Here is a 25755-nt window from a genome sequence, read left to right as displayed (position 1 = left end):
ACGTTGGGAACATGACGCGATCACAAACCGCTCGTCTCGCCATTCCTGCGTTCTTGTCCATGCTCGTCTCGATAAGCACGGCCGTTGCGGCCGAAAGCGTCGAGACCATCGTGCTGATCCGCCATGGCGAAAAACCGGCGCAAGGGCTGGGACAGCTCAGTTGCCAGGGCCTCAACAGGTCGTTGCGGCTACCTGCCGTGATCAAGGCCCGCTTCGGCATTCCCGCCGCTATTTTCGCGCCCAATCCGGCCGACAAGAAAACCGATCAGGGCACGGCGTATGACTATGTCAGGCCCCTTGCCACGGTCGAGCCGATGGCGGTCGCGTTCGTGTTGCCTCTCAATGTCGGCATTGGCGTCGAAGATATTTCGAAGCTCCAGGATGAGCTCGAAGACAAGGCCTATGCAAACGCACTGGTCGTCGTTGCCTGGGAGCACAAGCAACTGGTCAAGCTGGCGCGCAAGTTGATGAAGGACCATGACGGCGATCCCGATACCGTGCCCAAATGGAAGGGCGACGATTTCGACGGCATCTATGTCGTGCGGCTTACGCGCAAGGATGGCGACACCACAGCGACATTCCAGACGGCGCAGCAAGGGCTCGACGACCTGCCCGAGACCTGCCCCGACCGTTAGAGCAGCTTCCGGCAAAAGCGTGCAGCGGCTTTCCGTCCGGAATTGCGTAGAAACAAGTAGCTAGAGCATTTCCGTGTTTCCGTAAAAACGGAAACGCTCCAGATCGGCGCGCAGCGTCCGAGACGCCGGCGAAACGGGGCGCGCAGGTAATCCCATCGACCGTGAAGCGGTTCACATCCACCCTTCACGTCCTGCTGTAGACAAAACATGCCCTGGCGGGCGTGGGCCGTGTTCCCGGCATGAGTACCGTTGGCGGGGGCCGGGATGGGAAGGTCACGGAGGCGGGTCATGGAACCAATGTTCTGGATAGCGGGAATCGTGATCCTTCTCATCCCGTTTGTCGGCACGCTGGCTATGCGGAACTGGTTGACGAGCTTGCTTGCCGTGGCCGTTTTGGCCTTCATCATTTCCTGCTTCTGGATTTGGCAGGAATACCGCTACAGCGGCGACGACGCCGCGCAGGCTCTGGCCAGGATCGTCACAGGCATCTGGCTTGCCGGACTTGCCGGGGGATTTGCAGTTAATATCGGGCTGCTCTGGTTGCGCCACCGCAAGCGCATAGCCCCGTTGGCGCGCATTCGCTGAAACTGTGAACCGGGCCCGTCACCGGTCTTTCGGATTGCCGAAATCCGGATCGCGCGGCCTTGAATAAGTATCAATCCTGGGAAGACTATCCTCGATCGCGATAAAGGGCAGCCTTAGCTCCCAATAGGCATGGGCGACCGGAGAAAATGTCTCCGGGGCGTCCATGAAACCGATGCTGAGATAGAGTTCGTTCGGCAGGCCTTCGTCGCGATAGCCTATGGAAGTGCCACATTCGCCGCAGAAGCAGCGGACAACGCCCTGGGTCCTGGAAAAGGTCTTGGGTTCGCCTCTGGTCAGCTTGACCTGCGCTGGCCGGAAACCGATCCAGATGGTGAGCGGGCCACCGATGGCCCGCCGGCAATCGTCGTCGTGGTCGTAGCAGATCCAAAACGGCTCACCACTCACCTCTGCTTCGATGGCACCACAAAAACAGTGGCCGCGCCGGATATGATCCATGGATCGAACTCCCAAACAGCGGGCGCGGCGAACCGACTACCAGGAGACGACCATCATCGTCGCAACGCCCATGCCGACCACCAGGCAGGCGGTGTAGATCGTCCAGTAGAGCTTCACAGACATTCTCGTGTTCCCCTTGTAAAAAAGGAGAACGGCAACGAAACGGCCCAGTTCCAAAAAGTTGCGGCCAAAGCGGCCTGTCTGGATCGTGCTTTTCGTTCACTGATGGTCAGGCGTCCGACAGCACCTCATCCACTTCCGGAGTGACCGGTGCATTGATCGGTTTGTAGGTGTTGGAGGTGATATCGCTGGAGGAGCGGATGAGAATGCCGTCATCCCGCAGCCGTTCGAACGTCGCGCGCGACAGCCGCATCGCCTTGCCGCTGGCATCCACGGCTTTGACCTTATTTTTCCATGGAAAATGAATGACCTTGTGCACGCGCTTGAGAAAGCGCTGCTCCATTTCCGTCAGTTCGATCATCGACGGTCCTCCGCCTCACCTCGCTGTTTTGTGCGGCTTGCGCTCACGTCACCGGGTGAGTTCGCGGCAGACGCTTCGCGTGAATCCCCTGGCGGGCACAACGCTGCCTGACATCGCTGGTTCTTCTTGCTGAAAAAACAGGCCAAACAGTCCAAAAGTTCCCGAAAATTGGAGATCGAGAACGGGCCGATGCACCTGGCTGCATCGTCAGCGCAGGCGGGACCTGCGCGAAGATATGGCTGTTGCGGTTCCATCCTCGACCAGGATGCCGTTGTTCAGGGCAAATCGCTGGAAGGCCAGCCGTGCCTCCTTGCCGCTGCGCTGGCCCTTGAAGGCCTTGCGGCAGACCGCGATGGCGCCGGTATGGTCAAGGTCCGGGATGCCCTGCCAGTGGGTCAGGATGTCGTAGGCGTCCCGCGCACTTTGCACATCGCGAGGGTCGTCGATGCGAACGGGTACGGGACGGTCGAATTTCGGGTTCGCCATTTGTAAGGGCTCCTCAAGTGAGACTTCATTCCACTATGAGAAACGGGCGAGAACTGGTTTGCCGCCGTCACAAATGAAGAACCCGCATCAGAGTTCGTGAAGTTGCCGGCTTAGGCCCGGTCCAGCTCATAGACCGTGTAGCCGTTCTCCCTGCCCTTTTCGCGGAAACCCAGGATCCGGAACCATTTGGCGATCTCGGGCCGGTCGGACCAGCTGAACGAATCGATCGGCAGGTTGCCGCAAAGCTCCTGGATACGCCGGATATGCGCCTTGCAGAATCGAACGCTCCCACGCGAGAAGAAGCTTTCATGGGCCGCGAAGGCGGTCTGCGCGGCGTCACCGACTTCCCGCCAGGCGATGATGGCGACGGGATTTCCGTCATCCAGCAAGGTATGGGCCCGGCCTTCCTTCAAGCTCATCAGGAATTCGTCCTTCGCATCCTCGATGTTCAGCCCGGCCGCGGTGTACTGGTCGGCCATACGCAGGGAGAGGTTGCGAAAGATCTCGGCAAGATCGGCGGGGGTCGCTGTTCGATAATCCATTGCTCGCTCCTTCTGGGAGCGGGACGCTAACCGCCAGGATGCTACCGGGCAACTCACAATTGCCAGCAGCAGAGCCAGTGGACTGTTTTGAACGGGCATGTCCACAGGCGGGGTCGATCTCGACGAACCCGCCCGCGACGGTCTTTCAGCGCTTGCCTGGCCGGCCAGTCACGCGCCCCGCCTGCCTAACGGGCGAAGAATTCCTGCAGCCGCGTGAACAGCCCCGGCTTGATCGCGGCACGGACGTTTCGGGCGGCGGTGGCAGCCCGCACGGTCGCGCCATAGTGGCAGTAGCAGAGCGCACCGTGCAATTGGGCGTCGGTGAGCTCGAAGAACCGCTTCGCCTCGCCATAGGTATCGTCGGCCAGCCCCTGCTCGCGCAGGACAGGGTCGTCGTATGCGATTGAAATCGGCGAACCGGCGCAGCGCATGGTGCTGCGCACGCTGAGTGCCTGGTATTCGGTCTGATGCAAGGTGGCGAGACGGCGATGCGGCTCCATCTCGAGAAGCTCCGCCCAGCGGGTCAGGCGCTCCGCCCTCGACATATCGAGGCGATGGGCAGCATCTATTTGCGCGACCTGTTTAAGCTGGTCGATGGTTTGGTGTTTCATGGCTGGCCTCCTGTTGGATTACGGCCGGCCTGTCCTCCGCGCTACGCGTGCTCGAAGCATGAGCTTGCCATAGGCGCTTGTCCAGCAGTCGCAAGCGCTGGGGCAATCACGTTTGATGTAGCCTTGAGCCGAGCCGTGCCTGGCGCGATATGGGGACGATGACCTTGCCTACTTCCGCTCGTAAGGCTTCAGAGTCATCGAAAAGATGCGCGTCAGTGCGGCCACCGCCTCCTCGCGTGTCAAGCGCCCCGCAGCCGCATCTTGCGCCAGCGCCTCGGCTGCTCCCAGGAGGCCCTTGTAGAGCGCGTTCGCGGCGACTGGATCCAGATCGATCAGACGGCCGAAGGCACGACGGTAGCGCTCGACATAGCCGTCGCGCAGCGCCTGGCGGAAGGTCGCCGTCTCCTCGGTCGCGGCAAGCGCGGCAAAGGTCGAGCCCATTTCCGGCCCCATGTCGAGCACACAGCCGACATAGGTCGAGGCAAAGATACGCGAGACAGCTTCCACCGTATCCCCTCCGGCTTCCAGCACTCTTGCCTGCGCAGCGAGCTGCCGGTCGTTGTATTCGTCGCACAGCGCGATCAGCAGGCCCGCGCGCGTACCAAAGTGCTCGTAGGCGATCGGCTTGGAGACGCCGGCGCGCTCGGCCAGATGGCCTAGCGTCAGCGCCTCGGTGCCTTCCTTGCCGATGACGTGGCGCGCCGTCTCCAGCAATTGCTGGCGACGGTCGGCCTTGGCCAGCCTCTTCGTCACACCTTGGCTCATGTCTTGCACCGAATTCTTTTCGCCGCCCGCTTGAACGGCATGTCCGACCGCATATGTTACCAATCGTAAGTTACCTGTGGTAGCTTACTGATCGTAATATAGGAGGCACTCGATGTCTGTTGTAGCCCAGGAAATTCTGTTGAACAGCCGTCCCACCGGCGCACCCACCCTTGATACGTTCCGTTCGGCCACACGTTCCCTGCCCGCCATCGGCAACGGCCAGTTGCTCGTCCGCACACTGTGGATGTCGGTCGACCCTTACATGCGCGGCCGCATGCGCGATCAGCCAAGCTACATCGCGCCCTTCCAGGTCGGCGAGCCGCTTGAAGGCGCGGCCGTCGGCGTGGTCGAGGACTCGCGAAGCGACGGTTTCGTCAAAGGCGACGTGGTGAGCCATTTCTCCGGCTGGCGCGACCATGCCCTCATCGACGCCCAGACCGCCACCAAGATCGACCTCGCCGCGGCGCCTGCCGAAGCCTGGCTCGGGCCGCTCGGCGTCCCCGGCTTCACCGCCTTTGTCGGCCTTGAACGTTTCGGCGCGCTGAAATCGGGAGAAACCGTATTCATCTCAGCCGCCGCCGGCGCGGTCGGTTCGATGGCCGTCCAGATCGCCAAGGCCAAGGGCGCCCGTGTCATTGCTTCGGCAGGCAGCGACGAGAAGGTTGCCTGGGTACGCGAACTCGGCGCCGACGAGGTCATCAACTACAAGACGGCCAAGGACCTGACCGCCGCATTGCGCAAGGCAGCCCCCGAAGGCATCGACGTCTATTTCGACAATGTCGGCGGCAAACATCTGGATGCGGCGCTGGCTGCCGCCAAGGATTCCGCCCGCATCGTCATCTGCGGCATGATCGCGGGTTACAACGACGAGCAGCCCGCCGAGACCATGCACCACCTCTCCGCCATCATCATCAAGCGGCTGTCGGTGCGCGGCTTCATCGTGCTCGACCACTACGATCTCTATCCGGAATTCTCTGCGGCGATGATCGGCTGGCTGAAAGACGGCAAGGTCAAGTCGCGCGACACCGTCCATGACGGCCTCGACAATGCGCCGAAGGCATTCCTTGGCCTGTTCAGCGGCGAAAACACCGGCAAGATGCTGGTCAAACTCGCCGACCGATAGGCTGTGCGAGCATGCCGTCCGGCGCCCGTTTCACCGGACGGCCTTCAGCCTCTGTCGTTCGCCGGCGATTTTTCTCCTCCTCCGTGTCGGAACCTCGCGTGCCCGCCCGTCCTAGGGCGGACTTCGGAATTGGCCGAGAACACGGGAGACCATCATGAGAAAGATCATCGTCGCCACCTTCGTCAGCCTCGACGGCGTCATGCAGGCGCCGGGCGGTCCGCAGGAAGATCCGACCGGCGGCTTCAAATTCGGCGGCTGGGTTGCGTCGCATTTCGACGAAGCGCTCGGCGAAGCACTCGGCGAGATCTTCGGCCGGCCTTACGATCTGTTGCTCGGCCGCAAGACCTACGACATTTTCGCCGCACACTGGCCCTTCATAAAGGACGGCCCGGATCAGGCGATCGCGGACAGCTTTAACAGCATCACCAAATACGTCGCCTCGCGCTCGACCCCGAAGCTCGCCTGGCAGAAGAGCCAGTTGCTCGGCACGGACGTCGTCGCCGCATTGAGGAAACTCAAGAGCGAAGACGGTCCGGATCTGCTGGTGCAGGGCTCCGGCGATTTCCTGCAGACCTTGTGGAAGCACGGCCTGGTCGACGAGCTCAGTGTTCTGACCTTCCCGGTTCTGCTCGGCAAGGGCAAGAAACTGTTCGGCGACGGCGTCGCTCCGACCGGCTTGAAACTGGTGAAGGCAAAGTCCTACCCGAGCGGCGTGATCGTGGCCAACTATGTGCCGGCCGGCGACGTCAAGACAGGCGATTTCTCGCTGGGCGAGCCGTCCGAGGCCGAACTGGAACGCCGCAAGAACCTGACCTGAGGTCCGTCCGACCCTGTGGGCCGGCAACACGGCCCGGCCCCGTGAGGAGCGCTTCGACCGAAGGCGCTCCTCTTTCGCAATGTACTAGGTCATCGTCAGGGCCGCTTTCGGCTTGATTTTGCGGGCCTCCGGGTGCCTGCTGTCGAATGCGTGGGGGAGTGTTCGCCGATCGGTGGGAGGTCGCGACAATGAGACGGCCAAGCCTGGCGCTCCTGGCGCTGACGCTCTTTGCATCCGCTGCCGCGGCACAGCAGGCTCAACCCGACCTCGACAAGCAGCTCGAGCAGGAGGACATGTATCTCCGCCTCGACCCGAACGATGTCGTCGCGCGCCACAACCGCGCTTCGATCTGGTTTCGCAAAGGCGAGTACAAAAAGGCGATTGCCGATTTCAGCGAGGCGATCCGGCTGATGCCGCGGCGCGCCGAAACCTACAACAACCGCGCCACCGTCTATCTGCGCACGGAGGAATTCGACAAGGCGATCGCCGACTACAGCCGTTCGATCGAGCTCGGCTATGCCGGCGCCTATAGCGGGCGCGGTGCCGCCTATACGCGGATGAACAAATACGACCTTGCCTTCGCGGATCTCGACAAGGCGCTTCAGGTCAACCCCGACGACGCCGACGCCATCGGCAACCGCGCCATGACCTTCGCGCAGTTGGGGCAATTCGACCACGCCTTCCCGGATTACGACAAGGCCATAAAGCTCGCCCCGAACAACGCCGTGTTCTACGAAGGACGAGGCGACGCCTGGTTCAAGGTGAACCAGCCCGACAAGGCGATCGCCGATCTCAGCAAGGCGGTGGATCTCGATCCAGAAAACATCCAGGCACTTTTCACGCGCGGCAAGGCCTACGCACAGCTCAAACGCCAGGATGAAGCGATTGCCGATTTCAACCGGGCCATCGAACTGATCGGCAATCAGCGGGTGAAGGGTCACGCGATCATATATGTCGCGCGGGGCAACGCCTACGCCTTTTCCGGTCACGCTGAAGCCGCCATCGCCGATTTCGACAAGGCGATCGAGATCGATCCGAGCTCTGCCATGGCTTTCGGCGGTCGCGGCACCATGTACGCGGCGCTCAAGCAATTCGACCGCGCGCTCACCGACATGGACAAGGCGATCTTTCTCGATCCCAACAATGCCGACAGCTATAACGGCCGCGCGTTGGTGCTGTTCCTGGTCGGCCAGGCAGACAAGGCGATCGCCGATCTGGACAAGGCACTCGAGCTCAATCCGAAACAGTTCAAGGCTCGCCTCAATCGTGGCGTGATGCACGCATCGAAGGACCGGCTCGATATAGCGATTGCCGACTACGATGAAGCAGCAAAGCTGCGCCCCGACGATGCCGAGGTCCTCTATCGTCGCGGAATGGCCTACCGGCAGAAGGGCGAAACCACCAAGGCCAGGGCAGACCTGGAAAAAGCGCTGCGCCTCATGCCGCATTTCAGCGAGGCAAAGCAGGAGCTGGAGGGCTTGAAGAGTGGAGGCGGGAAGTAGGGCGTGAGCCTATTCGCAGCGGCACTGAGGGCGTCAAACCGCCAATCGGAAAACCCCGTCTATTTCCGTGTAGGCCCGAACGGCTCGATGCGCGGGTTGGAGAACGGGCCTTTCACCTGCCCGCCGGTGTCCGCTGTCGGCCGCTCCTTGATGGCGGTCTCGTGAACCTGGACGGCATAGAGCCCCTTCTGCGGATCCAGGACGACCACTCCGAAGCTCCTGTCCATCTCGGCGGTCGGCACGCCAAGCAACTCGGCCGCACGGTCGAGACCGGGCGTACCTTCGGGACAGGCAATGGTCATGAGCACCATGTCGCGGGACATATCCGCTCTATCTTTCCGCTTGCCGCGCGATCCTTGTCCGAAAAGCCCGCAACTTCCGACTGGCCTGCGTTTCGGATCGCGCTCCAGTGCTGATCTACAGCCCGAAATGCTCGGCTACCGGCAATGGATCGATGATCCCGGCGCCGTAGTCGTTGTTCCATCCGGACTTCGGCCAGGGCTTCTTCTGTGCCTCGGCCTTTATACGATCAAATAGGTCGCGCGGCGAGACTTTGCTACTCGGCAAACCGCTGCGGATCGCCGCAACGCAGCCTGCCGCGACGGGGCTCGCCGTCGACGTGCCGGTATCGGGCGAGCCTTCGCCAAAGGCCTGTGATCCCAGGAAATGGCTGTAGCTCGCGAGATCGGGTTTTTCGCGCGCCATGCCGGAGATGGCCGGCCCTTGGCTGGAATAGCCAAGACGCACGCCGTCGGTATCGCAGGCGGCAAGGGTAAGCACATCTGGGTGCGCATTGGCGCCGCTGATCGAATGGCGCGTCACGCCCTGGCAACGACCGCTCGGACAATCCGCGCCGCAATTGCCGGCAGCGAACAGCACATCGGCCCCTGCCCTGGCGATGGTGCCGACCATGATGTTGAACGGATGGTTCGGGTTGTCGGCATAGCGGCCGGGATGGCCGGGCGGAAAATCCCAGCTCGGATGGTACATGCCCCAGCTGTTGTTGATGACCAGCGCCTTGTATTTCCAGTCAGGGCCGGTGAACTGCTGGTGCAGATAGGAGAAGGCCAGCAAGGCGTCGCTCAGGAAACCGGCCATCACGCTGCCGCCCGGCGTTTCCGATTGCAGGATGGGGAAATCGAGCAGGCTGCAGGATGGTGCGGCGATCAGCGCGTCATACGCGCACATCGTGCCGTGGTCGACCGCATAGTCCCCCGGCGTGTTCCTGATGTTGGACGGCGCCCAGGAGATCTTCTTGTCGAGTTTCGGCGCCAACCCCTGCGCCTTCAGATGCTTCACGTTGATGCCGGTATCCATGACCGCGAGCGCGACATCCTTGCCCCCCAGCCCTTTGTCCCTGAGCTGGTCGAGCTTCAGCAGCCGAGCGACATCCGCATGCGTGCCGACGGCCTCGACCCCGCAATAAGGATCCTTGAACATGCCGATCTGCGGATCGGCGAAGATCTGCACGCCGCGCCCGGACGAACGCACATCGTCGATGCGGTTGGCCTCGATCGTGCCGCGCACGGCAAACACCGGCGCCTTCTCGATATGTGATGCCGCGAGCCTGACCTTGGCCGGCGTGCGCGCCGCGATCGGCAACGGCGGGAAGGCGGGATCGACCAGCAGCCCGCCCTTCTTGGTCGGCGCCGCGATCGGGTCGTAGCGCTCCCGCGAAAAGGCGAGATGGCTTCTCTCCCGCACCAGCGCCTTGGCGGGGATGGTGACGATGACGGACACGCGCATGACATGGGCCTCCTCGTTGCGGGGAGACTAACACAGGCCATCGTGGCGTGGAGTAGACTTGAGCCTCCATACTGACATGACGGAGTCCGCTGCCGTCTTCGCTTGTCAGCGTCTATTTGCTGGCCTCGAGCAATGCCTTGTGGACTCGATCCGCAAGCTTGCCCGCGTCGCTCTTCTGCCGGCGATAGTCGATGCCTTGCACGACGTAGGCGGTCTTGTTGTCCACCGCGATGCAATAGACCAGGAAGGATGCTCCACCTTCGGCTGGTCCACCGGACACCACGATCAACTGGCCCGGTGTACGATCCACCGAATGCACATATCCAAAATCGCCGGCTTCCTGCCGGGCGATCTCGGCGCATGTGTCGATGCTGAGTTTCGAGGCATCGGCCCGCTCGACATTATAGGCGACGTGGAACGTATCGGACGCTGCCTGAGCAAACGTTGCGGTAAGGCCGAGAAAGAGGGCTGCGGAAGCCATCAACATGCGCATGAACAGATTTCCTCATGGAACGACAGCCCCCGCCGAAGCCACCAAAACTCCTTCTACGTGCAGCGATGAATTTGCTGCAACCACATCACGAAGTTACCCACAGCAGGCAGTTGTCCGACGGCACGAGCCGGTATCGTGCAAACGGCAACGATATGGTGCATTTTCGGGGTTACATCGGCGAAAACTCTCCCCTATAAGGCCCGCCTAGCCTGATACAAGAATCCATGCTGCGCACCCCGGCCGGGCCTCTGCGACGCGTCGACACGCGAACCGGAGAATCCCCCGCCCCGGGTCTTCCGCGCAGGCTGAATGAACGGACCGAGACCATGCCAAGACGCACCGACATCAAGTCCATCCTGATCATCGGCGCCGGTCCCATCGTCATCGGCCAGGCCTGCGAGTTCGATTACTCCGGCACCCAGGCGTGCAAGGCGCTGAGGCAGGAAGGCTACCGTGTCATCCTGGTCAACTCCAACCCGGCCACGATCATGACCGATCCGGAGCTGGCCGACGCTACCTATATCGAGCCGATCACCCCTGAAGTCGTGGCCAAGATCATCGCCAAGGAGCGGCCGGATGCGCTGCTGCCCACCATGGGCGGCCAGACAGCTCTCAACACCGCACTGTCGCTGCGCCGCATGGGCGTGCTCGACCGCTACAATGTCGAGATGATCGGCGCCGACGCGCATGCTATCGACAAGGCCGAGGACCGTTCGCTGTTTCGCGAGGCCATGGCCAAGATCGGCCTGGAGACGCCGCGCTCGATGCTGGCCAATGCGTCGGCCGTCAAGGACGAGGACCGCAAGAAGCACGAGGCCGAGCGCGCCGCACTGAAGGCCTCGGGTGCCGACAATCTCGACGCCGCGCTCGATGCGCTGGAAACGCAGTGGAATCTTGGCGAAGGCGACCGCAAGCAGCGCTACATCAACCACGCCATGGCGATCGCCGCGCAGGCGCTCGACCATGTCGGCCTGCCTGCCATCATCCGTCCGTCCTTCACCATGGGCGGCACCGGCGGCGGCATCGCCTACAACCGCACGGAATTCTTCGAGATCGTCGGCTCCGGCCTGGATGCCTCGCCCACCACCGAAGTGCTGATCGAGGAATCGGTGCTCGGCTGGAAGGAATACGAGATGGAGGTCGTGCGCGATCGCGCCGACAACTGCATCATCGTCTGCTCGATCGAGAACATCGACCCGATGGGCGTGCACACCGGCGACTCCATCACCGTGGCGCCGGCGCTGACCTTGACCGACAAGGAATACCAGATCATGCGCAACGCCTCGCTCGCGGTGCTGCGCGAGATCGGCGTCGAAACCGGCGGCTCCAACGTGCAGTTCGCCGTCAATCCGGCGGATGGCCGCCTCGTCGTCATCGAGATGAATCCGCGCGTGTCGCGCTCCTCGGCGCTCGCCTCCAAGGCGACCGGCTTCCCGATCGCCAAGATCGCCGCCAAATTAGCTGTCGGCTACACGCTGGACGAGCTGGAGAACGACATCACCGGAGGCGCCACGCCCGCATCCTTCGAACCGTCGATCGACTACGTCGTCACCAAGATCCCCCGTTTCGCCTTCGAGAAATTCCCAGGCGCTTCGCCGGTTCTGACCACCGCCATGAAATCGGTCGGCGAAGTGATGGCCATCGGCCGTACCTTCCAGGAATCGCTGCAGAAGGCCCTGCGCGGGCTGGAGACCGGCCTCACCGGCCTTGACGAGATCGAGATCCCGGGTCTCGGCGGCAATGGCGGCGCCGACGACAAGAACGCCATCCGCGCCGCGCTCGGCACGCCGACCCCGGACCGGCTGCGCATGGTGGCGCAGGCGATCCGCATGGGCACTTCGCTGGAAGAGGTGCACGCCATCTCCAAGATCGACCCGTGGTTCCTCGAGCAGATCGGCGGCATCATCGCCATGGAAGCGCGCATCCGCGAGCACGGCCTGCCGGAAGACGCCGCGAACCTGCGCATGCTGAAGTCGATGGGCTTCTCCGATGCCCGCCTGGCCTCGCTGACCAACCAGGACGGCGATGCCGTCGCCAAGCACCGCGCCGCCCTCGCCGTGCATCCAGTCTACAAGCGCATCGACACCTGTGCGGCCGAATTCGCCTCGCCGACGGCCTATATGTATTCGACCTACGAGACGCCTTTCGCCGGCAGCCTCGCCGACGAAGCCAAGGTCTCGGACCGTAAGAAGGTCGTCATCCTCGGTGGCGGCCCCAACCGCATCGGCCAGGGCATCGAGTTCGACTATTGCTGCGTGCACGCCGCCTATGCGCTGCGCGAGGCAGGCTATGAATCGATCATGGTCAACTGCAACCCGGAGACGGTCTCGACCGACTACGACACTTCCGACCGCCTCTATTTCGAGCCGCTGACCGCCGAGGACGTGCTGGAGATCCTGCGCGCCGAACAGGCGGCCGGCACGCTGCACGGCGTCATCGTGCAGTTCGGCGGCCAGACCCCTCTGAAACTGGCGGATGCGCTGGAAAAGGCCGGCATTCCCATCCTCGGCACCTCGCCCGACGCCATCGACCTTGCCGAAGACCGCGACCGCTTCCAGAAGCTGCTGCACAAATTGGACCTCAAGCAGCCGAAGAACGGCATCGCCTATTCGGTCGAGCAGGCCCGCACGGTCGCCGGCGAACTCGGCTTCCCGCTGGTCGTGCGCCCCTCTTATGTGCTGGGTGGCCGCGCCATGCAGATCATCCATGACGAGGGCATGCTGCAGACCTACCTGCTCGACACCGTTCCAGGCCTGGTCCCCGAGGACATAAAGCAGAAGTACCCCAACGACAAGACCGGCCAGATCAACACGCTGCTTGGCAAGAACCCGCTTCTGTTCGACACCTACCTGTCGGGCGCCATCGAGGTCGACGTCGACTGCCTCTGCGACGGCAAGGCCACCTTCGTCTCCGGCATCATGGAGCATATCGAAGAGGCCGGCATCCATTCGGGTGACAGCGCTTGCTCGCTGCCGGTCTATTCGCTGCCGACCGAACTGGTGGACGAGCTGGAGCGGCAGACATCGGCCCTTGCCAGGGCGCTCAATGTCGGCGGCCTGATGAACGTGCAATACGCCATCAAGGACGGCGTCATCTACGTGCTGGAAGTGAACCCGCGCGCGTCGCGTACCGTGCCGTTCGTCGCCAAGACCGTTGGCAAGCCGATCGCCAAGATCGCGGCGCGCATCATGTCCGGCGAGGACCTGGATGGCGCCTTTGCCCATTACGGCGAAAAGCCGGATCCACGTCGCCCCGGTCATGTCGCGGTCAAGGAAGCCGTGTTCCCCTTCGCCCGTTTCCCCGGCGTCGACATCCTGCTTGGACCCGAGATGAAGTCGACCGGCGAGGTCATGGGTCTCGACCGCGACTTCGCCATGGCCTTCGCCAAGAGCCAGCTCGGCGCCGGCGTCGACCTGCCGCGTTCGGGCACGCTGTTCGTGTCGGTGCGCGACGAGGACAAGGCCGGCGCACTGCCGGCGGTGAAGCGCCTGGCCGGCCAGGGCTTCAAGGTGCTCGCCACCTCCGGCACCGCCCGCTACCTCAAGGAAAACGGCGTCGAGGCAGAGAAGATCAACAAGGTGCTGGAAGGCCGCCCGCACATCGAGGACGCCATCCGCAACCGCCAGGTGCAGATCGTCTTCAACACCACAGACGGCCAGAAGGCAGTCTCCGACTCCAAGTCGCTGCGCCGCGCCACGCTGATGCAGAAGGTGCCTTATTACACCACGCTGGCCGGCATGGGCGCCGTGGCCGAAGCGATCGCCGCACTACGCGCCGGCTCGCTCGAGGTCAGGCCGTTGCAGGAGTATTTTTGAGCAAGCGCCTCCATCAAAAAGGCAAAGGCCGGCGAAGAAAAATCGTTGTTCGCAAGCCTTACATTAGGATTTCTTCCGTCGGTCTATGACAAAGAAAAGTACCGTCAAGAAATTCGAATGAAATCCAACGAAGCATTATCGAGAGAATTTATTCCTTGTACTTCTTCGCCCACGCCTGAAGTTTTGTACCTGCACTCTGGGGATTAAAGGCGATACCACGAGAAAGTTGGGTATAGAGCCTCCTTTTGACCTTTGCAGGCAAAAAGGCAGACCTATCGATTTTATCCTTCGCCACCTCGAATTGAGATTTCTCCATCAATATTCTTATTTCAAGCTCCTGTGACTGGGCTTCGTCCTCTCTTGAAAATCCTCCAGCTGCATTCAAAAGGCGGTTGATTTCGGCCAAATCCCTCTCAGCACCCGCAATATCGCTAACCGAGATAAATATGTCGGCTCGTATAAAATACGGAGCCAGCAATTCCGGAGTTCTGTCAATTGCACTGGCGATCGAGCGAAGCGCCCCACCAATATCTCTATTCTTCGCTTTCTGCTGAGCGTCTCGGATAAGAAAGAATGATGACCCTGGTGCGTCGCCGTATCTTCGAAGATCCGTCAACACCTTTTCCAGGACACGGTGGTCAACTTTCAGACCTTGGTATAACTTTCCAAGAAGAGACTCCACATAAACATCTATGAGAAATGGGTTAGTGGGGTACCTCTCATAAGCCGCCCTTGCGTGCTTTTCCGCCTCAATATATCTCCTTTGCTTGCAATAGAGACTTGCTAACTCTCTATTAACACTGTCGTTATCTGGAGATATTGAATATGCTCCAAGAAATTCCTCCTCTGCCTTATCCAGCTCCCCACGCAAGCGATGAGAAAAACCCTTCAAAAAATATCGAACTCGACGCGAAAGCTTCGAATTAAACCCACTCAATTCACTCAATATTGAAGAAAATTTTTCCTGCTTGCCCATCCGGACAGACGATAGCCCCCACAACCGAAGTAACTCAATAACCGCATCCGAAGGAAGTTGAGTGCGACTTTCCCAAGCACGCTCGCAAAACTCAGCGCAAGTTTTCCAGTTTCTTCGATCATAGAAGTCACGCGCAATTCGCAAGAGATGCGAAGGAAGAATCAAACGCGCCAAAAATGAAGGGGCCTTGGCACCTTTCACCGCAGCAATAGTAGCACTTTCAAGGATCTCTACACTGGCGGCATCTTCGTCTTTGTAATTAAGCAAAGCATTGCAAATAGTTTCCCCAAGTTTTTGCTTCCACTTATCGGTTCGATGGAACCGATCATCGCGGCGAATAGCTTCTCTTAGCGGTGCCGAAATATGAAAAAAATCCTGCCGCCGATCAATGCAGCAGAACTCTTCCAATCTGCGCAGATCACGAGCAACTTCGACCGAAGAGGGTGCACTTTCAAACAACTCGAATATCATTTCAGTGGCCAAGTATCTATACTCAAGCAAGGCAGCCATAATATGAGCTTGCTGCTCGGAAAACTCTATCCTAGCCAGAAAATCTTCTGCCCTTTCTCGCTTCCATTCAATTAATTCAGAGGGGTCTCTAACAATAGAAGGAAGCCCGTACGCCTCTATATATTTAATTGCGAACTTGATATTGTACGGGTGCCCATCAAGCCATCCGCTAAGCACCGAAAGGTCTGACGCGGTAAAATTAACATCTCGCTCTTTTAACTCTAAACCCAACCACTCCTGAACCGCCTCATCTGCAAGAGGACGCAAATAAATATGGAAAGAACGTTCGTTACTTTGACGTATCAAAGCCGGCATCATTCGAGTCTGAACAATACTCAGCCCAGGCCTCTTAATATCGGACAATTTCGATAGGATTAACTTGAAAAATGGCTGATAATCACCTTCGTCATTGTAAACAGCCCCCTCATCAGTTATACATATAAACTCTCCATTTTCATTCATTTCGTTTATTATATATGCAATTTCGTCAACGCGTTCATTTTCATTTAATTTTGAAAATCTAACAAAATTTTCAATTGTTTCAGATATACTTCCCACATTATTCAAAGAATAGAGCCCTCGATACAGCTCATCCAAACCTGAAAATTGGGGAAGAGTAACGTCGACAATTACCGAGAATATTCTCGGGTACAGCTTCTGGAGATTTTTCCTCAAGAACGTCTTGCGACCAATCCCCGGATAACCGACAGCATGTATGAATATCGGCGCATTTTTTTGAGGAGCAGAAAGCGCCTTCCTGAGCGCACGGTCATCCTCATCCCGCCCTATATACAATTCATTTACGTCAGTTAACAAAGCATCGGTAGCTGTTAGTAACGCCTGAATTCTACGGGCACATGCTTTAACGCCGGAGATACGTGTGACGATATTAAGCTCCCGCAGCCACTCCGGCAAAGCTCGATAAGACGTATCATCGATTGCAAATATGATACACTGCTTTATCTGACCACGAGCCCTACTTTCTAAAGCTGTTCTTTCTTCTTCAGAAACAAACGACGAGCTTATTGAATTCTTCGAGACAAACAATGCAAATACTTCTGATCTCTGTAGAGCATTTCGTATTGCTTGGTTGTTTAGCACGTGCTCAAAAGTTCTCTCATCGTACTCCACACTTATGTCACCCAATTGCTTGGCGACTTGCGAGACAAAGTATTTATCCTTACTGCTATGTGATAAGAACGCGCGCACCATCCCCTCCTGCTAATGTGACTGTTCTTACGTTGAGCATTAGGTTTTAGAATTTACAAGAGATATTCTGCGAATATCCATCAGGATACTTTCTTTACGCAGGTGACTATCCTTGCCTAAACTCCGACATCAGCCCCTCATAATCCTCCATCGGCGGCAGGGCATCGTAGCTCTTCACCGCGCCTGTTTCGGCGAAGGGCAGCTTTTCGCTCACCCATGTCTCGATATAGGGCGCGAAGTCGCCTGCCCCTTCCAGAAGCGTCGGGCGCACATTGACGAACCAGTCCATGCCTTCGGCTTTCGTGAACATCCACGTCATGCAGTGCGGGCAGAAATAATGGTGCGCCTCGGCGCCATGCAGGCCGCCAACCACCGGCTCGCCCTCGGTCACCGCGAAGCCCTCGGCCGGGATGGCGGCCGAGAGCGAATAGGCGGAAGAACTCATCTTCTGGCAACCGGTGCAGTGGCAGGCCATGGTCACCAGCGGCGCGGCCCGCACCTCGATCTTGACGCGCCCGCAGCGGCAGGCACCTTGCCTCGGCAGTTTCCAGTCCATCGCCATCTCCTCTAGTTTATCGCAGGATAAGCGGGCGACGGCGGCAGGCAAGCGCGGCAGCTCGACGCGCCTAGAAGCCGGCCAGTCGACACTGCGCCGACGATTTCCGGTCGCGCTCCACTCCCTCACGGGGCAGCGCAATCGCATATGGCCGCGCTTCGGCCGCGGCGATCCTTTTCTACGTTCCGGAATGGATCCCCGACACTCTCCAGTCGCTTCGCTCCTTCCGAGGTCGAGGATGACGGTTGTGAGGGGCGCCTCGGCTAATCTCGAACGTTGGCGACATGCCGAAATTGGAGATGTCCTGATGTTGGTTTGGTGCCAATGTTGGACAATGCTGACGCCTGCCTATGCTGGCGGTGCCTGCCGGTGACAATTAGCGCCGGCAGCAAATGAAGTCCGTCATCCTCGACCTAGCAAGGAGCGAAGCGACTGGAGAGTGTCGGGGATCCATTCCGGAACGAGGACGAAGGCGCGGCGATCCAGACCCGGCTTCAAGTCGCGCCGGCTGGCATATGCGATTGCCCTGCTCACAGGGCGAGAACGACCGAACTTGGCTGCCGGCTCTCCCCTCAGCCGTTCCAGTCGACCTCGACCATCCCATGCCGCCGGTAGAGGCGGATGGCATTGGCGTTTTCGACCACCATGGTCTTCAGATCGAGGTTGCTGGCGCCGCGCGCCTTGAACACCGCAAAGACATGCAGCAGCAAGGCTTCCGCCAGCCCGTTGCGCCGTGCGCTCGGATGCACCGCGAGATATTTGAGGTAGTCGCTGGTCCAGCACAGCGCCACCGCAACCAGTTGCCCGTCGGAATCGTTCACCACGAACCACAAAGCCGGGTCGTACTCGGCATCACCGGATTGCTGCGCCCACCAGAGGTCGAAGTTCTTCTCTTCCTTCTGCAGGGTCTGGGTGAGCAGGGCATGCACCGCGCGCGCGTCGGCAGGCTTGAACGGCCGCATCGTGAAACCGTCGGCCCAGACAGGAGCCGGCAGTTCACCCGCCAGCGAGCGCCGCAAACGGATACCAATGTCGTCTGATGTCTCGGCCTGCGTCATCGGCGGTCCCCCATTCCCTCAAGCCGCACCCGGCTCAGGCGTCGGGAGCCGGTTTGCGCTTGCGGTCGCGGCCAAGCCCGGTTTCCTCGAGCATGCCCTTGCGCTTGGCGTCGTAATAATAGCCGGTCTGGTAGAGCCGGTCGGCACGCTTGTAGTCGCCATTGGCCACCAGGAAGGCGCCGCGCAGATATTTCACCGCATATTTCAGATTGGTCTCGGCATCGAACAGGCCCTTGGGCGAGCCGCCATAACCCATGCCGCGCGCGGTGGCATGCTTGATCTGCATCAGGCCCCAGTGGCCGTTGTTGTAGGCCAGCGGGTTGAAGGTCGACTCGCGCTTCACCACCGAGCGCACCAGTTCCACCGGCACTTCGTAGAGCGCGGCGTATTTGGCGATCAGCCGCTCGACCTCGTTGCGGCCGGCGCCGGCCGGGCGCGGCGTCTCGGCCTCCGGCTCGGGCGTGATGAGATAGGTGGGCACCGGGCCGGAATAGGCGATGGGCTGCACGCCGGGCAGCGATCCGGTGGCTTTCGGTGCGGCGGGTGCCGCCGGGAACACCAGGCTGGTGGCAGCGGAGGCAACCATCACCGGCTTGGCCTTCGGCGTCGGCAGGTCACCGCCCATGCGGGTCGACAGCGTGCTGACGCGCGCGCCGGTCTGGCTTGTCGTCGTGGCCTGTGGTTGCTGGGCGGATGCCTGAACGGTGGCAGCCTGCGCGGTTTTCTGGTCCGCGGGCTGGGTCGCCGGTTTGCCGTCGGCTGCGACAGTGGCGGAAACAGCGGTCGCCTCGCTCGGCTGAGCCGGCGCCGACGTGGCGTTGGCAAGCCGGGCGCTGGTGCCGGGCGTCGTCGCCAGCGTGGCGGGGCTGTCGGCGTGCTGCTGCGGCGTGGCACCCGCAAAAGCATTGCCGGCCGCTTCAGCGGGAAGTGCCGCGAACTGAACAGGTGTGAGACCTGAGGGTTCCGGCAGCACCGAGACTTCCTCGGGCAGCGCCAATGCAAAGCCAGCGTCAGCCTCGCTCACAGTGGTCGTGGCGGGCGCCAGCGATGGCTTGACGGCAGTCGTCGATGTACAACCGGAGACACCGGCCGCAGCCAGGAGAATGCCGATCGACAGGGTGTGGGTTGTTGTTCGCAAGCCGCGCTCTGTTCGTGCAAATCGTTAAATGCTCCTTACACCACCACTTTTGGTCGGGCAACATGGCCGGCTGTCGGTTTTCGGGTGGCGGAAAGCTGCGAAACATGCAGAATCGTTCATGATTTGTACTTGAAGGCGCCGTTGCCTTTCCTGGAAACCGGCGCCGGAATGGAAGGAGCCTGACCATGCAGACCGCCATTGAAAAAAGTGTCGAAAAAAATCTCGCCGTCACGCCCGGCCACGCCATCTTCTCCACGGCGCTCGGCTTCATGGGCATCGCCTGGAACGAGCGCGGGCTCACTCGCCTCTGCCTGCCGCAATCCAGCGCCGAGAGTCTCGAGCGGCGCCTGCTGCGATTGGAAAGCGTGCCAGGCAAGCGTTTCGAGGACGGTTCCGCTCCTGGCTGGGTGGGCGAGCTGATCGAGGCGATCAAGGCCTATGCCGCTGGCGAAACCATCGATTTCTCCGATGTGCCGGTCGATCTCGACGGCATCGATGACTTCCGCCTCGCCATCTACGACGCCGCGCGCAAGCTGGCCTTTGGGGAAACCACCACCTATGGCGAACTCGCCAAACGTGCCGGCCACTCCGGGCTTGCCCGCGAGACGGGCGCGGCCCTCGGCGCCAACCCGGTGCCGCTGGTGATTCCTTGCCACCGCATCACCGCGGTCGGCGGCAAGATAGGTGGCTTCTCCGCGCCCGGCGGCTCGGCGACCAAGGAAAAGATGCTGGCCATGGAAGGCGTGCGCGTCGGCCCGCCGCCCTCGGCCCAGACTTCGTTCGGTTTTTAAGCTCGCAGGCTCAGGTCGGAATTCGGGCGAACCTCGCCCGAATTTTAGAGCGCTTCCTTTTTTCCTGGATTGCTCTAATCGAACGGCACGATGAAGCGGCGCCGGTCGAAATCCGGACGCTTGCATTTGAACACCGGGCAGGAGCCGGTATCGGCGCTCGGCACGGACGCACGGCTGCGCAACTCGCCCATGTCGCAGAATTCAACACTTGCAACATAACGGTCATAGAGCGTGAGGCGCGGATTGCGCGGAGAGCGGTAGCGCAGGATCACCGCGCCCTCGCGGTCGACCAGCCTCTGCACCCGGTCGCAGCTCATGCGGCTCGGATCATAGCGCGAAATCGCCTGCGCCTCGGCCGCAACAAGCGAAAGACACGCGGCAAGCAGGATCGTTTTTTTCATGGCCTCCTCCGGCATGAAGTATCGTATCGGCCAAACTACGCCGATGCTTTGCGGCTTGCCAGTCGTGCAGTGTTTGCATTGAGTGCCAAACAACACCGCCTTGTTTTCGGTGAAAAAGTCGCTTATATGCGTGACGTTGATATTTGGGCCGATTGACCCCATGCCTCGCGATCTTCGCGTTTGCTCCCGTCTTTCTCCAAAATCTCGATACCAAAGGCCGGCGTGGTCCGGTCTGAAGAAAACGCAAGTGAATGTGAAGGAACATCGATAATGGCAACTGGAACGGTCAAGTGGTTCAACGCCACCAAGGGCTTCGGTTTCATCCAGCCTGATGCCGGCGGCGCGGACGTTTTCGTCCACATCTCCGCCGTGCAGCGCGCTGGTCTGACCACCCTCAATGATGGCCAGAAGATCAGCTACGAGATCGAGCAGGACCGCCGTACCGGCAAGTCGTCCGCTGGGTCTCTGTCGGCAGCCTGATTTGGCGCAAGGCGCGCGCCGGGCATCTGCCCGGGGCGCGCGGCAAGTCACGGATGTACTGACGGTCGCGCGAGAAGCGCGCCGGAGCGGAAATGGCAGGACAGTCGAAGCGGCGGATTGCCGCCGGCACCACCAGGAACGCTCCGGGTCAGGCTAGCAGACTTAACGAAAGGCGGGATTTTTCCCGCCTTTTTGTTTTTCTCCGGAGCATTCGGGCAAAAGTCTGGAATTGCGTAAAGAAAAGAGCCGGGGCGTTTCCGCGATTTAGAAAGCGGGGGGACATGCTCTAGCGTCGCCCTCGCTTCCCACTGCCCCACAAAGCACGCTGGAACAGATTCCGCCTCCCCTTGCGTGGGAGAAGATCGATGTCACTGACGAGCTTTGCGCCGCCCTTGCGCCGCTCCAACGTGATCTTGCGGGTGTGGTAGGCTTCCAGCTCCGTGCGATGCGCCACGCTGATGATGGTCACCTTCGGCAGCTCACGGATCACCGCCTCCATCATCCTGTCCTGGCTCTTCTCATCCAGCGCTGCCGTCGCTTCGTCCAGCACCAGGACATCGGGCCGATGCAGGAACAGGCGCGCGAAGGCAAGGCGCTGCTTTTCACCGCCTGACAGGGTCTGGTCCCAGGGCGCCTCCTCCTCGATCCTGTCTTTCAGATGGCCAAGCCCGACCTTCTCCAAGGTCGCCTTGATCGTTTTTGGCGTCCAATCGTCGGCGGCGCCGGGATAGGCGACGGCGCGACGCAACGTCCCTGTCGGGATGTAAGGACGCTGCGGCAACATGAACAGCCGCTTGTCGGGATGGAAGTTGACGCTGCCGCTGCCCCATGGCCAAAGGCCGGCGATGGCCCGCACGAGGGTGGATTTACCGGAGCCGGAATCGCCCGAGACGAGAACCCGCTCGCCCTGCTCTATCGCAACTTCGGTCTCCCTGACCACCGCGGTGCCGTCGTCAAGCGTCACTGAGAGATCGTTAAGGGTGAGCATCGCGTTGCCCGTCGTCTCGCCGTGTTCGATGCGCCCGAGCTTTTCGCTCTGTTCGGCGCGCTCCAGACCGTCGAGCGACATCATCAGCGAGGCGATACGATGGGCAGATGCGTTCCAGTCGGCCAGGCGCGGATAGTTGTCGACAAGCCAGCCAAACGCGCCCTGTACGATGGCGAAGGCCGAGGCCGCCTGCATCACCTCTCCGAGCGTCATGGAGCCCTCGAGAAATTTGGGCGCACACAGCAGTATCGGCACGACTGGAGCGAACAAGCTTGATCCTTGCGAGACCAGTGCCGTGCGCATGTGCTGGCCGGTTAGCTGCGCCCATCGCGCGAGTACGCCGGCGAAGGTCCTGTCGATGCCACTGCGCTCCTCCTCCTCGCCGCCGAGCAGGGCGATGCTCTCGCCGTTCTCACGCACGCGCGTCAGCGTATAGCGGAATTCGGCCTCTACCTGGTTCTTCTGTTCGGAAAGCCGAACGAAGTTGCGGCCGATGACGACCATCGAGATGGACGTGATGGCAGCATAAATCACGGCGGCAACAACGAGGAAGCCGGGAATGGTGATGGTCGACGTGCCGAATGGCAGGGTCAGCGCGCCGCCGATCGTCCACAACACCACGATGAAGGTGGAGGCCGACAAAAACGCGTTGAGGACACCGGAAAGGAAATCGACCGGCGATTCCGTGGCGATGCGCAGATCTTCCGTCAGACGGGCTTCCGGATTTTGATGATCGCCGCCGACCAGGTTCAGCTGGTAGTAGCGACCGTTGGCCAGCCAGCGCGCGATGACCGCCGTCGTGAGCCAGGACCGCCAGCGCCGTTGAATCGTCATGCGCAGATAAACCTGCGCCACCACAAGGCTCCCGCTCGCCATCACCAGGGGGATGAAGACCGCACTCAGCAGATAGACGGTACGGGCATTGCGTTGCTCAATGGCATCGAAGATCCAGCGATTCCAGAGGTTGATCCCATACTGAAAGCCGACATTGATGCAGATCAGGAGCAGAAGCCCGATCGTGAACGCCCAGGCGAGCTTGTCGCCGCGAAGGCTCCAGTAGCCCCGCGCGCTGATCCAGAAACGCCTGAACAGGTATTTCTTGCGCGCCCGCTCAGCCTGCTCGGGCGTTAGCTCCGGACTGGGTTCATCCCCTTCGGGTGGAGGTGGAACGTCTTCCCCGACAGCTTCCGGCTCCCTGTCGGCAACCACCTCTTCGGTAGGCTCCGGACCTGACTGCGTCTCGCGTGCGTTGCTGACAGGCGAAACCTCATGCCGCGATTTTGCTTGCCGTGAGGACTTCCGGCTCGGTTTCTTGGTGGAGTGCGCCTTCCGGCGCGGCTTGGCCCGGCGCGGCTTGGCGGAGCCACGTGGTTTGACGGCATCAGCGGGGCTCTGTTCGGCTCTGGACATCGCGCTCAACGGCCCAAAATCCAAAAGGTTCAGAAGATCCTCAGCTCGCGCGTGCCTGCAGATCGGTCGGAATCGGAAGGCATTCCGGACGGCTCAGGGCCGCCGCTCCGGTCGCTTCTTCTTGATTTTCTGATTGGGATTGGGAGCAGGATCTTCTCTCGTATCCCTCACAGGCTGATCATGGGGCTCGGAGCCTGGAGGCTTCGGAGAAGGATCCTTCTGGGTTTGGTCGGGTACGGGTTCGCGGGCCACGGAAGCCTCCTCGAATTTCCAATCAACCACATCGAGGCGAGAAGGTTCCTGAAATGTCCTGCCGCCAGCCTCCGCACGCGCGCCGATGGCCGTTTCCGCTGGCTGTCAGTGACACATGTTACGGAAGCCATTCGATAGGCACATGGCCGGGATCCGCTTCCACCCGCTTCAGCCACGCACCAATTGCCGGAAACGCACTGAGATCGAAGCCGCCGAGTTCGGCCGTGTGCGTATAGGCGTAGAGTGCTATGTCGGCGACACTGTAGGCATTACCTGCAAGAAACGGGCTCTGCCCGAGCCTCTGCTCCATGACGCCGAGCGCCTTGTTGCCACGCTCCAGCGTCGTCGCGAGACGTTCCGGCGTGGCATCCCTGGCCCTTTCGGGGAAAGTGATCAGCGCCTTGCGCACGGCGATGTAGGGCTCGTGACTGTACTGCTCGAAGAACAGCCACTGATAGACCAGCCCCCGCTCGTAGCGGTCGGCAGGCAGGAAACGCGTGCCTTCGGCGAGATAAAGCAGGATGGCGTTGGATTCGGCGATCCGTCTGCCGTCATCCAGCTCCAGCATGGGCACCATGGCGTTCGGGTTCTTGGCCATATATTCGGGCGTGCGTGTTGCGCCCGTATGGGAAGAAACCTCGACATTGGTGAAGGGCTGGCCAAGCTTGGCCATCAGCAGGCGCGGCTTATAACAATTGCCGCTGTCGATCATGCTGTAGAGAATGGTCATCGCGTTTCCCTTCAAAGCAGCGGTTTGCCTGAGCCGACCTCCAGCATCCAGCGATTTCTTTTGGTGAATATCAATCAGCGCCGCTGATATGTCCGTGGAGCAAGGTGTTTCGGTTACAGACAGCACTATTGCGTTGCCACCCGAAACAAGGACGAATGAAGGAAGAACCGGGAACACGGCTGGATGACCATCCGGCCGGCGAGCTTGTGCGCTGGTCACGCACTCATTGAACGATCCGCTTTCCGAAGCTTCTAGCCGGGCGCCCCGACTGGGCGGAAATGCCGCCGCCAGGTTCTCCACCGGCCAGCGGCCCGGGTTCGGGCATATGCACGGCCTTGGCATAGCTGCGGAAACTGGTCGGCGCGATTTCAGGCTTGGCCAGAACAAAGCCCTGCACCATGGACGCGCCGGATTTTTCGGCGAGATCAAGCTGCCAGCTTTCCTCTATGCCTTCGAAAACCGTCCGGATGCCGCGACCCTCGAATGCCGCCACCATCGTCATCAGCAATGCAAACCCGGCACCGGAGTCCATCAACTGGGTGATCCAGTGCGCATCGAACTTCACGATGTCAGGCTTCAGCTCCTTGATCCGGTTGATGTCGGAATCATCGGCGCCGTAGTCATCGACAGCGATACGGAATCCGTTTGCCCTGAGGGCCTCGACGAAGTCGCCCAGCGCAACCTTGGAGGCGGAGCGTTGCTCCGTCACCTCACAGACGACCCGCTTCGGATCGATGCCCGCTTCGTGCAGCACCAGACGCATTTCGCGCAGTGCATTGTCCGAAACGGCCCTGTCGATGAAAACGGACGGGTCGAAATTGATGAAGATATTGGCATCGTCCGGCAGGCATGTGCCCGCATTGAGGAGATGCAGGGTTCGCGTCAAGGCCTCGACATGCAGCCGGTCAGCCGGTGAGCAGGTGGCGAAGAACTTGCCTGGCGATTGCGGTTCGCCGTCGCGGAACGGCCGGATCAGTCCTTCGAAGGCCGCAATGGAGAGCTTGCCATCCTCGAAAGCAAAGATCGGCTGGAACGCGCTCTTGAGGGTATACAGGCCCCACACCCCGGTCGAGGTGCCATCATCGTGACGAATGATGTGGGCGAGCCCGATGCTGCGCGACACTGTTCCTCGCTTAGCCGCGTGCCAAAACCAGGCAAATCTATCGGCCAAGGTTTTACCGCGCGTTAATGATCCCGAT

Annotated in this window: 25 protein-coding genes; 8 read left to right on the top strand and 17 right to left on the bottom strand. The window is 60.6% G+C overall.

The window, feature by feature from the left end; translation table 11 throughout:
- The first annotated feature begins 11 nt into the window (after positions 1-11).
- The gene (locus tag ACFWXH_RS08485; protein WP_379119227.1) at positions 12-635 is read left to right on the top strand and encodes a hypothetical protein; all 624 of its coding nucleotides are present in this window, start codon (positions 12-14) and stop codon (positions 633-635) included.
- A gap of 288 nt (positions 636-923) precedes the next feature.
- A complete protein-coding gene (locus ACFWXH_RS08480) occupies positions 924-1220 on the top strand; it encodes a hypothetical protein (protein ID WP_379119225.1) in 297 nt (98 codons plus the stop codon).
- Between the two features lie 18 nt (positions 1221-1238).
- Here ACFWXH_RS08480 and ACFWXH_RS08475 read toward each other — a convergent pair whose 3' ends face one another.
- The 6 genes from ACFWXH_RS08475 to ACFWXH_RS08450 all read right to left on the bottom strand — a co-directional run bounded on the left by ACFWXH_RS08475 (position 1239) and on the right by ACFWXH_RS08450 (position 4549).
- Positions 1239-1676, bottom strand: a complete 438-nt coding sequence (locus tag ACFWXH_RS08475) for a GFA family protein (protein ID WP_379119224.1) — start codon at positions 1674-1676, stop codon at positions 1239-1241.
- 229 nt (positions 1677-1905) lie between these two features.
- Positions 1906-2157: a hypothetical protein gene (locus ACFWXH_RS08470; protein WP_379119221.1), complete on the bottom strand. Its 252-nt coding sequence runs from the start codon at positions 2155-2157 to the stop codon at positions 1906-1908.
- Between the two features lie 207 nt (positions 2158-2364).
- Complete coding sequence (locus ACFWXH_RS08465; protein ID WP_379119219.1) at positions 2365-2643, bottom strand: DUF982 domain-containing protein; 279 nt, start codon at positions 2641-2643, stop codon at positions 2365-2367.
- 110 nt (positions 2644-2753) lie between these two features.
- Complete coding sequence (locus ACFWXH_RS08460) at positions 2754-3185, bottom strand: hypothetical protein (protein WP_054310718.1); 432 nt, start codon at positions 3183-3185, stop codon at positions 2754-2756.
- 185 nt (positions 3186-3370) lie between these two features.
- Positions 3371-3796, bottom strand: coding sequence for a hypothetical protein (locus tag ACFWXH_RS08455; protein ID WP_379119216.1), 426 nt, complete (start codon positions 3794-3796; stop codon positions 3371-3373).
- A gap of 168 nt (positions 3797-3964) precedes the next feature.
- The gene (locus ACFWXH_RS08450) at positions 3965-4549 is read right to left on the bottom strand and encodes a TetR/AcrR family transcriptional regulator (RefSeq protein ID WP_379119214.1); all 585 of its coding nucleotides are present in this window, start codon (positions 4547-4549) and stop codon (positions 3965-3967) included.
- Positions 4550-4673: 124 nt separating this feature from the next.
- On the opposite strand from ACFWXH_RS08450, the gene ACFWXH_RS08445 reads away from it, so the two are divergent.
- The 3 genes from ACFWXH_RS08445 to ACFWXH_RS08435 all read left to right on the top strand — a co-directional run bounded on the left by ACFWXH_RS08445 (position 4674) and on the right by ACFWXH_RS08435 (position 8003).
- Positions 4674-5684: an NADP-dependent oxidoreductase gene (locus ACFWXH_RS08445; RefSeq protein ID WP_379119212.1), complete on the top strand. Its 1011-nt coding sequence runs from the start codon at positions 4674-4676 to the stop codon at positions 5682-5684.
- A 154-nt stretch (positions 5685-5838) separates the two neighbouring features.
- The gene (locus tag ACFWXH_RS08440; RefSeq protein WP_054310721.1) at positions 5839-6501 is read left to right on the top strand and encodes a dihydrofolate reductase family protein; all 663 of its coding nucleotides are present in this window, start codon (positions 5839-5841) and stop codon (positions 6499-6501) included.
- 188 nt (positions 6502-6689) lie between these two features.
- Positions 6690-8003, top strand: a complete 1314-nt coding sequence (locus tag ACFWXH_RS08435) for a tetratricopeptide repeat protein (protein WP_379119209.1) — start codon at positions 6690-6692, stop codon at positions 8001-8003.
- Positions 8004-8062: 59 nt separating this feature from the next.
- Here the strand turns inward: ACFWXH_RS08435 and ACFWXH_RS08430 are convergent, their stop codons facing one another.
- From ACFWXH_RS08430 to ACFWXH_RS08420, 3 genes are all read right to left on the bottom strand, one after another.
- Positions 8063-8326 carry a hypothetical protein gene (locus tag ACFWXH_RS08430; protein WP_054310723.1) on the bottom strand — a complete coding sequence of 88 codons (264 nt, stop codon included), beginning with the start codon at positions 8324-8326 and terminating at the stop codon, positions 8063-8065.
- A 94-nt stretch (positions 8327-8420) separates the two neighbouring features.
- Entirely contained in the window at positions 8421-9749 is a 1329-nt protein-coding gene (locus ACFWXH_RS08425) for a S8 family serine peptidase (protein WP_379119207.1), read from the bottom strand.
- Positions 9750-9861: 112 nt separating this feature from the next.
- Positions 9862-10242 carry a DUF6180 family protein gene (locus tag ACFWXH_RS08420; RefSeq protein WP_379119205.1) on the bottom strand — a complete coding sequence of 127 codons (381 nt, stop codon included), beginning with the start codon at positions 10240-10242 and terminating at the stop codon, positions 9862-9864.
- Positions 10243-10568: 326 nt separating this feature from the next.
- On the opposite strand from ACFWXH_RS08420, the gene carB reads away from it, so the two are divergent.
- A complete protein-coding gene (gene carB, locus ACFWXH_RS08415; protein WP_379119203.1) occupies positions 10569-14057 on the top strand; it encodes a carbamoyl-phosphate synthase large subunit in 3489 nt (1162 codons plus the stop codon).
- Positions 14058-14205: 148 nt separating this feature from the next.
- On the opposite strand, the gene ACFWXH_RS08410 is transcribed toward carB, so the two are convergent.
- The 4 genes from ACFWXH_RS08410 to ACFWXH_RS08395 all read right to left on the bottom strand — a co-directional run bounded on the left by ACFWXH_RS08410 (position 14206) and on the right by ACFWXH_RS08395 (position 19504).
- Positions 14206-16755, bottom strand: coding sequence for a TIR domain-containing protein (locus ACFWXH_RS08410; RefSeq protein ID WP_379119201.1), 2550 nt, complete (start codon positions 16753-16755; stop codon positions 14206-14208).
- 103 nt (positions 16756-16858) lie between these two features.
- The gene (locus ACFWXH_RS08405) at positions 16859-17308 is read right to left on the bottom strand and encodes a GFA family protein (RefSeq protein ID WP_379119199.1); all 450 of its coding nucleotides are present in this window, start codon (positions 17306-17308) and stop codon (positions 16859-16861) included.
- 572 nt (positions 17309-17880) lie between these two features.
- Positions 17881-18366 carry a GNAT family N-acetyltransferase gene (locus ACFWXH_RS08400; protein WP_379119197.1) on the bottom strand — a complete coding sequence of 162 codons (486 nt, stop codon included), beginning with the start codon at positions 18364-18366 and terminating at the stop codon, positions 17881-17883.
- Between the two features lie 34 nt (positions 18367-18400).
- Positions 18401-19504 (bottom strand): transglycosylase SLT domain-containing protein, encoded by a 1104-nt coding sequence (locus ACFWXH_RS08395; protein WP_379119195.1) that lies wholly within the window; start codon positions 19502-19504, stop codon positions 18401-18403.
- 185 nt (positions 19505-19689) lie between these two features.
- Here ACFWXH_RS08395 and ACFWXH_RS08390 point away from each other — a divergent pair, with 185 nt between their 5' ends.
- The gene (locus ACFWXH_RS08390) at positions 19690-20295 is read left to right on the top strand and encodes a methylated-DNA--[protein]-cysteine S-methyltransferase (protein WP_054310729.1); all 606 of its coding nucleotides are present in this window, start codon (positions 19690-19692) and stop codon (positions 20293-20295) included.
- Positions 20296-20369: 74 nt separating this feature from the next.
- Here ACFWXH_RS08390 and ACFWXH_RS08385 read toward each other — a convergent pair whose 3' ends face one another.
- Positions 20370-20696 (bottom strand): hypothetical protein, encoded by a 327-nt coding sequence (locus ACFWXH_RS08385; protein ID WP_379119193.1) that lies wholly within the window; start codon positions 20694-20696, stop codon positions 20370-20372.
- A gap of 270 nt (positions 20697-20966) precedes the next feature.
- On the opposite strand from ACFWXH_RS08385, the gene ACFWXH_RS08380 reads away from it, so the two are divergent.
- Positions 20967-21176, top strand: a complete 210-nt coding sequence (locus ACFWXH_RS08380; RefSeq protein ID WP_054310730.1) for a cold-shock protein — start codon at positions 20967-20969, stop codon at positions 21174-21176.
- Positions 21177-21462: 286 nt separating this feature from the next.
- Here ACFWXH_RS08380 and ACFWXH_RS08375 read toward each other — a convergent pair whose 3' ends face one another.
- The 3 genes from ACFWXH_RS08375 to ACFWXH_RS08365 all read right to left on the bottom strand — a co-directional run bounded on the left by ACFWXH_RS08375 (position 21463) and on the right by ACFWXH_RS08365 (position 25679).
- Positions 21463-23574, bottom strand: coding sequence for an ATP-binding cassette domain-containing protein (locus ACFWXH_RS08375; protein WP_379119191.1), 2112 nt, complete (start codon positions 23572-23574; stop codon positions 21463-21465).
- A 370-nt stretch (positions 23575-23944) separates the two neighbouring features.
- Positions 23945-24556: a glutathione S-transferase family protein gene (locus ACFWXH_RS08370; protein ID WP_054310731.1), complete on the bottom strand. Its 612-nt coding sequence runs from the start codon at positions 24554-24556 to the stop codon at positions 23945-23947.
- 223 nt (positions 24557-24779) lie between these two features.
- Positions 24780-25679, bottom strand: coding sequence for an EAL domain-containing protein (locus tag ACFWXH_RS08365; protein WP_054310732.1), 900 nt, complete (start codon positions 25677-25679; stop codon positions 24780-24782).
- Positions 25680-25755 lie beyond the last annotated feature (76 nt).

It is taken from the genome of Mesorhizobium sp. NPDC059054, assembly GCF_042739215.1.
Taxonomy (GTDB): Bacteria; Pseudomonadota; Alphaproteobacteria; order Rhizobiales; family Rhizobiaceae; genus Mesorhizobium.
The sequence above is the reverse complement of the archived record's forward strand: the minus strand, read 5'-3'. Positions and strand labels throughout refer to the sequence as shown.